Annotated in this window: 14 protein-coding genes; 1 reads left to right on the forward strand and 13 read right to left on the reverse strand. The window is 28.5% G+C overall.

Features of this window, described 5'->3' with window-relative positions; translation table 11 throughout:
- The 9 genes from ABI549_RS11055 to ABI549_RS11095 all read right to left on the reverse strand — a co-directional run.
- Positions 1 to 270, reverse strand: a 270-nt coding sequence (locus ABI549_RS11055) for a DegT/DnrJ/EryC1/StrS family aminotransferase (RefSeq protein ID WP_348076516.1), incomplete at its 3' end; no start/stop codon positions are given.
- A complete protein-coding gene (locus tag ABI549_RS11060; RefSeq protein ID WP_348076517.1) occupies positions 254 to 619 on the reverse strand; it encodes an FdtA/QdtA family cupin domain-containing protein in 366 nt (121 codons plus the stop codon). The genes ABI549_RS11060 and ABI549_RS11055, both read right to left, overlap by 17 nt.
- 137 nt (positions 620 to 756) lie before the next feature.
- Positions 757 to 1,683 (reverse strand): hypothetical protein, encoded by a 927-nt coding sequence (locus ABI549_RS11065; protein WP_348076518.1) that lies wholly within the window; start codon positions 1,681 to 1,683, stop codon positions 757 to 759.
- A gap of 4 nt (positions 1,684 to 1,687) precedes the next feature.
- Complete coding sequence (locus tag ABI549_RS11070; protein ID WP_348076519.1) at positions 1,688 to 3,124, reverse strand: MBOAT family O-acyltransferase; 1,437 nt, start codon at positions 3,122 to 3,124, stop codon at positions 1,688 to 1,690.
- Between the two features lie 15 nt (positions 3,125 to 3,139).
- Positions 3,140 to 4,171 (reverse strand): hypothetical protein, encoded by a 1,032-nt coding sequence (locus ABI549_RS11075; RefSeq protein ID WP_348076520.1) that lies wholly within the window; start codon positions 4,169 to 4,171, stop codon positions 3,140 to 3,142.
- Positions 4,171 to 5,022, reverse strand: a complete 852-nt coding sequence (locus ABI549_RS11080) for a methyltransferase domain-containing protein (RefSeq protein ID WP_348076521.1) — start codon at positions 5,020 to 5,022, stop codon at positions 4,171 to 4,173. The genes ABI549_RS11075 and ABI549_RS11080 overlap by 1 nt, the downstream gene beginning before the upstream one ends.
- Complete coding sequence (locus tag ABI549_RS11085; protein ID WP_348076522.1) at positions 5,019 to 5,840, reverse strand: TIGR04325 family methyltransferase; 822 nt, start codon at positions 5,838 to 5,840, stop codon at positions 5,019 to 5,021. Before ABI549_RS11085 ends, ABI549_RS11080 begins: the two co-directional genes overlap by 4 nt.
- 11 nt (positions 5,841 to 5,851) lie before the next feature.
- Positions 5,852 to 7,108, reverse strand: a complete 1,257-nt coding sequence (locus tag ABI549_RS11090; protein ID WP_348076523.1) for an ABC transporter ATP-binding protein — start codon at positions 7,106 to 7,108, stop codon at positions 5,852 to 5,854.
- Positions 7,108 to 7,977 (reverse strand): ABC transporter permease, encoded by an 870-nt coding sequence (locus tag ABI549_RS11095; protein WP_348076524.1) that lies wholly within the window; start codon positions 7,975 to 7,977, stop codon positions 7,108 to 7,110. The genes ABI549_RS11090 and ABI549_RS11095 overlap by 1 nt, the downstream gene beginning before the upstream one ends.
- Before the next feature lie 118 nt (positions 7,978 to 8,095).
- Between ABI549_RS11095 and ABI549_RS11100 the strand changes: the two genes are divergently transcribed.
- Entirely contained in the window at positions 8,096 to 8,830 is a 735-nt protein-coding gene (locus tag ABI549_RS11100; RefSeq protein ID WP_348076525.1) for a CpsB/CapC family capsule biosynthesis tyrosine phosphatase, read from the forward strand.
- 30 nt (positions 8,831 to 8,860) lie between these two features.
- On the opposite strand, the gene ABI549_RS11105 is transcribed toward ABI549_RS11100, so the two are convergent.
- From ABI549_RS11105 to ABI549_RS11120, 4 genes are all read right to left on the reverse strand, one after another.
- A complete protein-coding gene (locus tag ABI549_RS11105) occupies positions 8,861 to 11,224 on the reverse strand; it encodes a polysaccharide biosynthesis tyrosine autokinase (RefSeq protein WP_348076526.1) in 2,364 nt (787 codons plus the stop codon).
- An 8-nt stretch (positions 11,225 to 11,232) separates the two neighbouring features.
- Entirely contained in the window at positions 11,233 to 12,021 is a 789-nt protein-coding gene (locus ABI549_RS11110; protein ID WP_348076527.1) for a polysaccharide biosynthesis/export family protein, read from the reverse strand.
- A gap of 66 nt (positions 12,022 to 12,087) precedes the next feature.
- On the reverse strand, positions 12,088 to 14,004 hold the full coding sequence (locus ABI549_RS11115; protein WP_348076529.1) for a nucleoside-diphosphate sugar epimerase/dehydratase: 1,917 nt from the start codon (positions 14,002 to 14,004) through the stop codon (positions 12,088 to 12,090).
- Positions 14,005 to 14,166: 162 nt separating this feature from the next.
- Positions 14,167 to 14,684: DegT/DnrJ/EryC1/StrS family aminotransferase (locus ABI549_RS11120; protein WP_348076528.1), on the reverse strand; the 518-nt coding region annotated here is incomplete at its 5' end.

The raw sequence follows: 14,684 nt of genomic DNA on the forward strand, positions 1-14,684 counted from the left end.
AGTATTTGAAGGTACTATAATTTCTGATTTAGCAGGGAAATCAAATACCTGCAATCCCATTTCTAAGGCATCTAATCCATTTGCTACAGCAACACAATAGATCGAATTGCAATAGTTAGCAAAATTTCCTTCAAATTGCTTTACTTCATCACCTAAAATATACCATCCTTTTTCGAGAAAACTATTAAATTTATCTTTAAAGGCTTGCTCAAATTTTTTGTTTAAAAGATTTAGATTTTCGTAGGGAATTATCTTATTTGTAGGGTTCATAGATATAATCTTTTGGGTCAAAACATTCTGATGCTAATACTAATAAAATCGCATCTTTAGAAAAATGATGCATCGAGTGATAGTCTTCAGGATAAAGAAACAGACACTTGTTGGGCTTGTCTAATGTAAAATCCTGTTTCGATATATTGTCATCGTTAGATATTATACATGATCCTGCAATGCATATAACCGCTTGAATTGTTTTATGATGACGATGATTTCCCCTTACAGAATCGTCGACTCCATAGATATAAAAAACTCTTTTTATGTCGAATGGAATATTTTTTTCTAGAACTGAAAGGTTTCCACGTTTGTCTGAAAATGTTTCTATAGTAATGAGTTTAGGCATAAATTTTAAAAATCTAATTTTATACTAACAAAACTAACATTAACTTTTTAGATATAGCATTTGTTTCAATAAAAAACATTGACTTATTTTTATCTCACTTTATTACTGATTTTTGAAATGAGAATGAAAAAAATATTTTAAAATATAATCTTATTATTTTTTAAAATCACAATTAATTTATTTGTTCTTTCATTTCTACCTTTTTTGTTTAAGTGATAAACTGTATCATAGAAAAAACCATCAGTAAACAAAAAATCCGTAGGCTTATTTAAAATTGGAATAGTAAGATTATTTTTTAAATCAGATTCTAGTTGAGTTATTGCTTTTCTATTATTTACATATTCAGATTTCAGAAAATCAGGAAATAAATAATATACTTTTACATTCTTTTTTTTTGCATAATTATCAAATTCATTAATTTGATCAATTCCTTCCCAATATCTATACTCAAAATATTCTTTTCCACTTAATTCTTTTGAATTTACCTTATCTAAATGGGCAATTACATCCCCATATTTATTAAAAGCTTCTCTAGAATATACTTTTATCTCAGTACTTTTATTTTCTATCTCCACTTTTTTAAACAAACCTTTATATTTTACATTTGTATTTTCTAAATAAATATTAAAATCATCAAATAAGTTACTGGAATAATATAGTTCAGCTTCCTTGTAAAAATTACTTGTTTTTTTCTTTAATCTATAATCTCCGTTTTTTTCTAAAAAATATTCTGGGGATAGTAGTACAACATCTCCTACCTTTATAGAATGTTTAAGTTCTTCCAACATGAAGGATAATCCTAAACTAGCATGAAGACCTAAATTAACTACAGGGATAGAAAACTCTTTTTCTAGTTTTCCACTATCAATTCCAAATGCTAGATTAGAACCCCCAGCTAATATTAGTTTCGGAGATTTTATTTTTTCAATTCTGCTATGTTTATAAATAATAGCAGCTGTATAATTCGACAATTTTTCATTCTTCTTTTCAGATAAATTAATCCCTAGAATGGCAATAAAAATAATTCCAAAAAAACAAAGTGATTTATATATAAATTTATTCATAATTTTAAAATTGAAAATAAATAAACTGTTGTTCTTTTCTATAAAAATAAAAAATGGAGGCAATTATGATAAAATAGAATAGCCATCTTAAAGGGGTAACCCATTTTAAACCCAAATTTGCAATTGCAAACTGCTTTTCTCTACCTAACCATTCAATAGCCATAAAAACAAACAATAATAAAAATAGCATTTTTGGAAACAATGTTGGTTTTGAAAATAATGATTGAGAAAATATTCCAGAAATATAATTAATTGCATGAGACAAATCTTCGGCTCTAAAGAAAATCCAAGCAAATACAGTTAAACTAAACGTGATACTTATCGAAATTAAATCTTTAACCGATGGCAAATATTTTCCTTGTGCAACAATATCAAGATTTGTCCTATTGGTTTTAAAAATAATAGAAGGCATTATATATAACGCATTTAGAAAACCCCAAATAATAAAAGTCCAGTTTGCACCATGCCAGAAACCACTTACAATAAATATTATAAATGTGTTTCTAACTTTTATCCATGTGCCACCCTTACTTCCTCCAAGTGGAATATATAAATAATCTCTGAACCAGGTTGAAAGCGAGATATGCCAACGTCTCCAAAATTCTGCTATATCTCTAGAAAAATAAGGAAAAGCAAAGTTTCGTAACAAATCTATTCCAAAAAGTCTTGCTGTACCAATAGCGATGTCTGAATAACCTGAAAAATCACCATAAATTTGAAAAGTAAAAAATATTGCACCTAAAACAAGTGTACTTCCAGAATATTCTCCTGAATTATTAAATATTAAATTTGCGTACTTTGCACATTGGTCAGCGATTACAATTTTTTTAAATAATCCCCATAAAATTTGTCGTAATCCATCGACAGCAACTGTATAATTAAATATTCTCTTTTTTTGAATTTGTGGTAAAAGATGTGTTGCACGCTCGATTGGTCCAGCAACTAGCAATGGGAAAAAACTAACAAAAACTGAATAGTCTATAAAATTTTTTTCTGCTTTTATCTTATTATTATAGATATCTATTACATAAGATAATCCGTGGAATGTGTAGAAAGAAATACCAACAGGCAAAATAACTTTTAATGTCCAAGGATTTATTTGCAATCCAAAATGAGAAATTGCTTCTGCAAAAGAAGTAGCAAAAAAATTGTAATATTTAAAAATTGCTAGAAATCCAAGATTTATAGAGATACTTAACCAAAACCAAAACTTTTTTGATTTTTGATTATTAGCATCAGACATTTTTATTCCAGTATAATAATCTAAAAAAGTTGAGGAAATAAGTAAAAATAAAAATCGCCAATCCCAGCAAGCATAAAAAAAATAGCTTGAGACTAATAGCAACGCATTTTGCCATTTTAAATTTTTGTTAGTCACAAACCAATATAGAAGAAAAACTATTGGTAAAAATATGGCGAAATTTATTGAATTAAAAAGCATTATTATAATTGTCGTTTAGGCATAAATTTTACGAATTAGGTTTCTTACTTTAAAAGGGATTTTACTGAAATCTAAAGAAATAATCTTGTTTTTTGATATTCTAAAAAAAACAGTTTGCTCTTCTAGTAAAACTAACAGTAATTTTTTAGAAAATGATTTTGTTCGTATATAAACTTCTTTTTTAATTTCTAATAACTGGTTAAACTTAATAATATTATTCCAGTAATCGTTATAAATTTCATTTATTCCTTCTTGATTTCTAACCTGATTTGCTTTAAATCCATTTGTTGCCCATCGCTTTTTCAGAAACTTATTGTGATGGAAATGATAAAAAATAATTCTTTCTCCGTTCGAATAAAAAAGATTGTCCTTTTTTGTGATTGCATAATTATTCAAATTCCAAGAGGCTAAACCGCTTACATTGTCATTTAAAACTTTAATATTTGGAGCATATTTTTGTTCCCAATTATCTAAATATTTTTGATCTGCAAATCTATCATTTTCAATATCTATTTTATCTTTGCACCAATCGATACATTGTTTTCTCCATAATTCTAAGCAAGAAATTCCAACTTGGTCATTTTTAAATATCTGGAAACTCACATTGTTTTTACCACTTTTCTCTTTGTATTTTATTTCTTGAGAAAATTTGTGTGGTGTAATTATTATTGAATATTTATTTAAATCGAATAATGTATTTGGGGAAGCATAAAATTTGATATCGGCATCTAATGTACATATATGAGGTATTGCATATTTTTTCAGCAAAAATAAAGGCAAACAAGGACTCAATGTGAAATAATATTCGATAGTGCTTCTGTTTTCCTTACAAGCAAAAAGCTCTTGGTCTTGTTTTTCGACATCATTCAATGCCAATGTTATTATTTCGGGATAGTGTTGTCTATTTTTATTAAAATATTCGATTGTAAAATCATCTAAACACAAAACATACAATTCAAATTTAGAAGCATGTTTTTGCAAAGATTCAATTAGAACCAATCCTCTAGAAAGGTAATTTTTATCGAAAAAAGTAGTAAAATATAGCATTATTTTTTAAAACATTCTATAAATAATGAGTCCGGTTTTCTTACAACATTATCTTTCCCGTCAATTTTATACTCTGACCAATTGCTTATATAGCTCGAAAAAGCATCTCTAACTTTAATATCACAACCTCCATAATTAGTTAATAAACTGGTTAAGGAATACCTGTCATACATCCACTGGTGAATTTCTCCTCCTAATCTAAAAGATCCAATAGCAATATGTTCAGGATTTATATCTAAAAATTTAATTATTTTATTTTTAGTTACTTTTTTTACTTTATTTATAATTCTAGTAATAATACTTGGTGTATTTTTCTTTTCTGAAGATTGTGCTTGTTTGTTATTATTCTTGGCATTAAGAAAATTATTTCTCATTACTCTACCTTGCTCTCCTATTCTTTGAATAACAAAATCTTCATTTATCATATTGTCCTGACGGACATATTTTTTCATATTACCGCCACTAACATTTCTTACCGTTTGATCATACATTTCGATCTTCATCCATTCGTAATTGGCACGTATTAACTCATCGTTAGGATTTGAGATTCCTTGTTCTAAAAAATCTAAATATTTTTTAGCAATTATTTCTAAATCAGGAATAGCAATTCTTAAAACTCCATTTGGTTTAAGAACTCTAAAACATTCAGATATTAGAGTTTCTCCATCTTCTTTAGAAAAATGTTCTAACACGTGAGAATGATAAACTAAATCGAAACTATTATCTTCAAAAGGTATTCCCTGCAATAAATTATGTGCAATAACTCCTTCGTAAGATGAAACGAAATCTAAATTTACCCATTCTCTTTCTTTTGAAAAATAATTTCCGCAGCCTAAATTTAAGTATTTCATTTATTTATCTTTAATATCATTCCTGTCCATTCTGCTTTTTTATTGTTTATTATAGCATCCTGAGTAAAACTATTATTTATTTCTGCAATAAAAATATAATTTTTAAATTTTTTTATTAATTTTTCTTTATTAAAAAACCAAGCTGGATAACTTGCTTTATAAATACTTTCTGGAACATTCTGAATGGTCAAAATATCTTCATCTGAATCTATAAATGCCGTCCTATCTATAATAACATATTCAATTTGTAAATTATTAAATTTTTCAATCCATTGATTTGGATTTTCTAAATATTGCAATACACTACTCAATAGCAAAACATTAGGTTTACTGTTTTGTGTACATTCCTCGATTGTGTGATAAAACTTTAGTTGTTCATTTTCAAAATTTTGTTTGCCACAATCTACAAAATGAGCTTGTTCTACAATATTCCACTCTAATTTTTTTAAACCCAACAAAAAAGCTTTGTTTTGATAATATGTACTTCCTAAACTTCCTCCAAAATCTAAAACATTTAGATTGTTATTATTTTCAATTGCTACCTTTTGCAAGCCCGCAAGTAAACCCCAACTGTACTGAATTTTGTCAAATAACACACTATCTCTTTCGTAAACTGCTTCTTTATTTTTTATTTTTAACAATGCGTTTTTACATTTTTCTAAAATAATATCCGAATCATAGCCCGAGCAGTTTAACTGTGCTTCTTCCCAAGATGCAAAATCACCAGCCCAAATTCCTACTTTTTCTTTTTTTGGAACTATTTTTCTATAGATTAAAATAAATATAGGTGGAACAAAGTGTATTAATTTAATTTTCATAATATACTTTTTTAGATAGCAATCTTATTTACTATCCATGATAATTTAGGCCTTATAATTCCTTCTACTTTTCCCTGCCATCCTAGTTCTTCTATATGATTTTCTACTTCAATTTCTAAAATATCTTCATATTTAGCTAGAAAAGAAATATAATCTTTAGAAACTCCTATTGTTAATTTATATAAAGCATTATTAAGTAAATTTTTTGGTACAATACAAGTTACTTCTAGAATTCCTTTTTTTACATTAAATGTTTTTGTAAAACTATTAAATACTAATGCTTCTTCATCGTTCTTTACAAACAATTCAATTGCAATTCCTGAAATATCATTTTTAAAATCGAAAATTAAATTTAAATGAATATCATCATTTATAGCAATAAAACTTGTGCCTTCATTATTTTTATATGAAATTTCATTTAGTGTAAAATATTCATTTTTAAAATCAAAAATTTTCGAAGTGTTGTTCTGATTATAGAGTTTTTTATATTCATTTATTATAATATCTGTAGCTGACATATTTTGCATGATTCCATTACTCAATAATATAGAATTATTGCATAATAATTTAACGCTTGCCATATTATGACTCACAAACAAAACAGTTCGTCCTTCTCCTTTGCTAATATCTCCCATTTTGCCAAGGCATTTTTTCTGAAATTCAGCATCACCAACCGCTAATACTTCATCTACAATAAGAATTTCACTTTCTAAATGTGCTGCCACTGCAAAAGCCAAACGAACATACATTCCTGAGGAATACCTTTTTACAGGCGTATCAACATACCGTTCAACTCCCGAAAAATCGACAATCTCGTCGAGTTTTCTAGTAATTTCCTTTTTTCGCATGCCTAGAATGGCTCCGTTGAGATATATATTTTCTCTTCCTGATAATTCCGGATGAAATCCTGTTCCTACTTCTAGCAAACTGGCTATTCTTCCTTTTACCTTAATACTTCCTGTGGTTGGACTAGTTACTCGCGATAACAATTTGAGTAACGTACTTTTTCCAGCTCCGTTTTTGCCAATTATTCCTACGGCATCGCCTTGGTTTATTTCAAAATTTATGTCTTTTAAACTCCAAACTATGTCGCTACTTCCTTTTGTACTTCGATCATTAGTCTCTCCTATTTTGAGAAAAGGATCTTCTTTTCCTAGAATTTTAGTTGTTACAAAACGTTCTAAATCTCTCGAAATAGTTCCTGTTCCTATTTGCCCTATTTGATAGGCTTTAGATAAATTTTCTACTTGTATAACTGGTTTACTCATTAAATAGTATCTACAAAGTTTTTTTCAGTTTTATTAAAAATCAAAATTCCTAAGAACAATACAATAACAGTAATTATTGCGGAATATCCTAAACTCCAAACTGAAAACTCTCCTTTTCCGAGAAATGCAAAACGAAAAGCTTCAATTATTCCCGTCATAGGATTTAGCTCGATAATCCTTTTGTATTTTTCTGGCGCAGCACTTAGCGGATAAATCACTGTTGTTCCATACATTAACAATGAAACTCCAAAAGTGATTAGAAACGTTAAATCTTTATATTTAGTCGTTACTGCTGTAATAATTAATCCTAATCCTAATCCTAATAATGCCATTAGTAAAACTAAAAGCGGAAAAAAAGCAATGGCATAAGTTACATGAAAACTAGTTCCGTTAGTAGGAAACATTACAAAATAGATCATCATTATAATTAATAACAATAACTGCACACCAAATCTAACTAAATTACTAACTACTATACTTAACGGCATGATTAATCTAGGAAAATATACTTTACCAAATATATTGGCATTATCTTTAAATACAGTGCTTGTCTTTGTTAAGCAATCTGAAAAGTAATTCCAAGAAGTGATTCCTGTTAGGTAAAAAAGTTGTTGTGGCAAACCATCTGTACTTATTCCTGCTAAATTTCCAAAAACAAATGTAAAAACAATGGTTGTAAAAATAGGTTGTATAAAAAACCACAGTGGTCCTAAAATAGTTTGTTTATAAAAACTAACAAAATCTCTTTTTACAAACATAAATAACAAATCACGATAACGCCAAATATCTTGAAAATTTATATCAAAAAGTGAAGTTGAGCCTTTTATAATTAAATCCCAATCCTCTGAGTTTCCTTCTTCTTTAATCATCTAAATCAATTTCTTTTATAACAAACCCTAATTACAAATGTAAATATTTTAAGCTTAATTTAATATTAATTTTAGCAATTATAACTACTTTTGTAGTCCAAATATAAACTCACCTACATTGATTTTTTTTAATAAACACAAAGCCACACTCAAAGACTTAATCCCTGATAATCATATCGATATACATTCGCATTTATTACCTGGTATCGATGATGGCGCACAGACTATTAATGATTCTATTTTTTTAATTAATGAATTAAAAAATATAGGCGTTTCTAAATTCATTACAACTCCACATATTTTTAATGGATTTTGGGATAATACAAAAGAAAAAATTGAAACTCTTAGAAATGAAACAGTTTTTAATTTGACATCAAATAACATAAATATACCCATATCTGCTGCTGCAGAATATTTAATAGATGATCATTTTGTTTCGTTATTCAAAAAAGAGGAAATTTTGACATTAAAAGATAATTATGTATTAGTAGAAATGTCTTATTTAAACCCTCCTATACAATTGTATGATATTATTTTTGACTTGCAAATTGCTGGATATAAACCTATACTTGCTCATCCGGAGCGTTATTTATTTTATCATAATAATTTTGATGAGTATTTAAAATTAAAAAATGCTGGTTGCTTATTTCAATTAAATTTACTCTCAACTGTTGGCTATTATGGCAAAGAAGTTGCAGAAACTGCAAAAAAATTACTTTCTAAAGGATTAATAGATTTTGTAGGGTCCGATGTGCATCACAAAAAACATATTGAATCTTTCGATAAGAAAGTAGTCTTAAAAGATTTGCAACCGCTTAAAGAAGCGATAGCAAATAATCAATTTTTCTTATAATAAAAAGAGAGGCAATTGCCTCTCTTTTTATTATCCAAATATTGAAAAAGTAAAAAATTTATTATACCAAGGTTTTTTAACTTCTTCTTGTCCGTAACCATAACCATATCCATTTTTTGTATCTGTATCATTTAATAAAACACACATATTAGGTAGTTTTCCTTCTTTATACAAGGACTCTGGAGTTCTTAAAAATGCTTTATCAAGATAATTTGCACGAACAACATATACAAACGCATCTGCATTTTTAGAAATTAATAAAGTATCTGTTACTAAGCTTACAGGAGCTGTATCTACAACGATATAATCGTATTCTGCTTTGAGCTGTTCGAACATAGACTCAACTTTTTTACTCATTAACAATTCGGCAGGATTCGGCGGAATTATACCCGCTGGAAGAATATCAAATTTTTCATAACCTTTCTGTTTAACTATAAAATCATTGACACTTGCATCTTTAGTAGACAAGAAATTTGTTAATCCTCTTGAAGGTAATTTAACATATTCATCTAATTTAGGATTTCTAATATCCATTCCTATAAGTAATACTTTTTTACCTGATATTGCAATTGTTGCAGCAAGATTAATGGCTATAAATGTTTTCCCTTCTTTAGGTAATGTAGAAGTTAGAAATACTGTTTTTGCTTTATCTCTTTCTACATCATTTAATATAAATTCTAAATTGGTTCTAACAATTCTAATAGCTTCTGCGGAACTTGTTCTGCTCGATGACTGAATAATTTCGTTATTATCATCAGAATGTGGGACATCTCCAATAAAAGGTAATGATAAAAGATTTTCAATATCATTACGATTTTTAACTTTTGTATCTAAGAGATATATGATGTAAATAAAAGAAAAAGGCAATATTACTCCAAGTATTAAAGCAAGAAGATAAATTACTTTTCCGTTAGGAGAAACGGGAGTTTTAGAGGAATAAGCAAAGTCTACAACTTTAGAAATTGGAGCCGTTCCAGCAACAGCAATGGCAGTTTCTTCACGTTTCTTAAACAAATACAAGTACAGTTCTTCTTTAATTTGTTGCTGTCTAAAAATATTTCTAAACTCTCTTTCCTGTCTTGGAATTTTCGAAATTTGCGCACTTAAAACGTTTGCTTCTCCGCTAACATCATTATCCTTGACGATAAGTGATGATTTAAGTTTATACAAGCTTGTATTAATTCCAGATTTTAAAGATTCAATTTTATCATTCATTCTAATAACCAATGGATTCTCAGAAGTAGAACTTTTTAAAATTCGGTCTCTTTCAACAACTAAACTATTATAATCTCCAATTAAAGTAGCAGAGTTACCTTCTTCCGGAATAATATTGGCTGGAATTACTTCCGAATCTTTATTTTTTTTCATAAAGTCGATCATAATATCGACTATCTTTATTTGGGTTCCTACTGCTATTGAACTCTTTTTGAATTCACCAGCGTTTTCTAAATACAATCCGGCTTCTGTAGGTAAATCTGTAATTTTATTTTTTCTCTTATAGGATTCAGCTTGCTTTTCAACACCATCAAGTTCTCCAGTAATAAGTTTTAATCTTTCATTTATAAACTGGGCTGTTTTTTCAGAAATTATATTTTTATCAACAATAGCCTCGTTATTATATATTGTCACTAATAAATTAAGGAAATCTTCTGCTTTTTGTCTAACAGGATTAGTAATAGAAATTTCTAAAACATTAGTAAATTTTGATAAAGTGGCAACAAAAAGCCTTCCTTTAAAATATTCGGTAGCATTAAGAGAAGATATAAGATTTATAGCTATTCTTCCTTTATTTACATACTGTTTTTTCTTATACTTGTTTAAAACCTCTTTTCTTAAGACAGTATAATTCCCAAGTTCATTTGAGTTTATTTCTTGATTGAATTTATAAACACCTAATAGATTTTCTTCCTGATCATATAGTTCAAATTTTTGAGGAGATAATATAGAGATATTGATAACAGTGTCTCTTTCATAAAAATCCTTATTTTTCTCTTTAAAAACAATTTCGATGGGATTTTGTCCATAAGCGTCAGAAGATTTTATTTTACCTTCTGAAATATAACTGATATTGAAACTACCCGCTTTAACTGTTTTTTCAATTAGGGTTCTAGATTTTAAAATTTCAATTTCATCATTAATGTCATTCTTGTCTCCTGAAAACATAGCCAGATCCTGAAAAGCAGAAAGTTCAGAAGTTAAACCTCCTGAATTCTCACTTTTTATTAATATGGTAGTTTGTGCATTATATTCAGGAATAGAATAGCGTAAATAAAGCTTCGCAAGTACTAAAAATGTGATAATACTAAATAAAAACCATTTCCAATGAAGAAGGTATTTGAATAATTGATTTCTTAAATTTATCGAACTATCCTCGTTATGTTCATTTGTATGCATAATCGGTTTTAATTTTTATTAATTATTAGGATAGAAAAAAGAATAGAAGAAGCCAAAGAAGCTATCGCAATCCAAACACTCGTATTCTGATTAAAAGTAGAAGAATTGGATCTCGCCTTATTAGGTTCTACATAAACCAAATCATTTTGTGATAAATAATAATAAGGAGAATTAATAAAATCTGCTTTTGTAATATCTACTTTATTAAATGTTTTCTTTCCGTTGACTTCACGAACAATGATAATCCCATCTCTTTTTCCATAAATAGTCAAATCTCCAGCTAAACTTAATGCTTCAGGTAAGGTAATTCTTTCACTATTTATAGGATACGACCCTGGTTTTACTACCTCTCCTTGTACAGAAACCTTGTAATTCATGATACGCATATTTACAATGGCATTTTTTACATATAGTTTCAATTTTTCTTTCAATAAAGTTACAATTTCAGATTTCGTTTTTCCTCCAAACAACAAGGATCCTAATACAGGAAACTCTACCATACCATCTTTGTCTACCAAATATAATTGCTGTTGGCGTTGTGCTAAAGAAGCTTGCCCGTTGACAGCCGAAACATTTGCCACTTCCAGATTGAAAGGAGCTGCAGCTTCTGCATCTGGAGCTGAAACGATTATTAATAGTAAATCATCAGGCTGAATAGTTGATTCAAAACTAGTCGAGGATAAAGCCGGCATTTGTTCAATATTCTGATAATAAGCAATATGTTTTTGTTGACTACAGGATGTATATAAAATAATTGTAAGTAGTGCTAAAACTATATTGTAAGAGTATTTTTTCATATTATTCTGGTTGGATTTGCAAAGATGCAATTTTTGTTAAAAAGACAACTGACTTTAATCTTTTTTTTATTTATCTAAAATTTCGAAAGTAGAATTCATACTTTTAAATTCTGGGATTAGCATTTTCATTTTTGCTACTATCAAGTTATTATCATACTGATTTGAGACTTTAACAATCTCTAAAATTGCAGTTTCTACTTCGCTATGAATATCTATTATTTCTTGTGCAACCATGATTTTCTCGTGATGTGTAGGTAATGTTTTTGAATTATCATTTAATAACTCTTCATATAATTTCTCCCCAGGACGTAATCCTACAATTTTAATTTTTATATCCTTACCTGGAACAAAACCAGCCAAACGGATCATTTTTGTAGCTAAGTCGTATATCTTTACAGGCTTACCCATATCGAATATATAAATTTCACCTCCTTTTCCCATAGCTCCTGCTTCAAGAACTAACTGACAGGCTTCTGGAATAGTCATAAAATATCTAATAATTTCTTGATGGGTTATTGTTATTGGCCCACCTTCAGAAATTTGTTTAGAAAACAGAGGCACTACAGACCCATTAGACCCTAATACATTGCCAAAACGTGTTGTAATAAATTTTGTAGTATGGGAACCTTTGTTTTTTGTATCAAAATATAATGACTGAACATATTTCTCAGCAATACGTTTACTTGCTCCCATTACATTACTTGGATTTACAGCTTTATCAGTAGAAACCATTACGAATTTTTCTATTTTATACTTTAAAGCTAAGTCAGCTAAATTTTTTGTTCCCATCACATTGACAAATATTGCTTGCGAAGGATTTTCTTCCATTAATGGCACATGCTTGTAAGCGGCAGCGTGGTAAACTAGACTTGGCTTATATTGTTCAAATATTCGTTCTAATCCAACTAAATCTCTTATATCTGCAACAAGAGAAACTAATTTAGTTTTTGAAATTAATTTTTGAATCTCTAATGTTAAGTCATGTAAAGGCGTTTCCGCTTGATCTAAAATAACTAGAATTTCAGGATTAAAATCGATAATTTGCCTCACAACTTCACTTCCTATAGAACCGGCCGCGCCAGTAATTAAAATCGTTTTTCCTTTTATTTGTGAAGAAATTAATTTGTTATCTAAAACGATTGGTTTCCTTTCTAGTAAATCTTCAATTTGAAAACTTTTTATTTTTTTTGCTATTTCTTTTTGATTTTCCCAATCCGAGATTAAAGGAACGGTATATACTTTTAGATTAAATTCTAAACACTCATCTACAATGGCAATTTGCTCCTCTTTTGTAAGAGCTTTGTCTGCAATTATCAATGCATCTGCATTCATAGAACGCATGAGTACTGAAATTTTCTTTTTCTGATTTAAAATTGGTAAATCAAGAATCCTTTTTGAAGAATTTGAATTGTGCTTGTCTATAAACCCCAACAACTTAAATCTCATTGGAATTTCGGAAATTAGCGCATTAGAAACTGAAATCGCATTGGCATCCGAACCGTAAACAATGGCACTGACAAGTTTTTCGTTCTGAATCCCTTTCAGATAAACTTCAAAAAATTGTTTTACCAATACTCTGTATAAAAACAACAAACAAAAAGAAACAATAATATTTACTACAAGTGCTGTAGTAAGAAACAAAGTATCTTTAAAATAGATTGAAAAAACAAAATTAAAAACTACTAAAACTATAAAGGTGGAAACTTGTGAAAAAACAATTTTTATAGCATCTATAAAGGAAGAGTGCCTAATAATACCTGAATAGGTTTTAAACCACCAAAAAAAGAAAATATTAGTTAAAAAAAACAAGGCTATTTTATAACCCTCATTATGAGATTTATAATATTGCAACCCAATGCCTCTAAACAAATAATAGGTCAAAAAACCAGATATAAATATAGCAAATACATCAATAAATAATATTACCCACCTAGGCAGATAACCTAGATTTTTAATACTAAAATTTGATCTTGAACTATACATGAGAATCTGCTTTAAGACAGATTTTATTTTTGCTTTTTCTTCTATTTCCAAAGTAATTTTACTTTAAAATATATTATATTTTACTTTTATTCAGGGGTGAAATCAATATTTTAAATTGCTTTCTTTATTAAAAATTTATCTTTCAAAAAGTATTGCAAAATACTAAAAAAATAGTTGAATTTCAGCAATTATTCTGTTTTTTTCTTCTTCTGTTAAATTTGAACCTGAGGGCAAGCATAATCCTTTTTCAAATAACTCATCAGAAATATTATTCCCATAATACGGATAATATTGAAAAACAGGTTGCAAGTGCATTGGTTTCCATAAAGGACGACTTTCAATATTGGCTTTTTCCAATGCTAGTCGTAAGTCCTCACTGGTTTTTCCGTTTGTTTTTTCTGGATTTATAGTAATAGCACTTAACCAATGGTTAGAAAAATAGTTCGAATCTGGTTCTGTGAGAACTGTAACACCATCAATAGTTGCAAAAATATCAACATACAATTGATGCATATCACGCCTAAAACCAACATGTTTGTCTAGAACTTGCATTTGTCCGCGACCTATTCCTGCACAAATATTACTCATCCGATAATTATAACCCACTTCACTATGCTGATAATGTGGTGCATTGTCACGAGCTTGCGTGGCTAGAAAAACGGCGCGTTCTTTTATTTTTT

The sequence above is a fragment of the Flavobacterium sp. genome (assembly GCF_039932285.1).
Taxonomy (GTDB): Bacteria; Bacteroidota; Bacteroidia; order Flavobacteriales; family Flavobacteriaceae; genus Flavobacterium.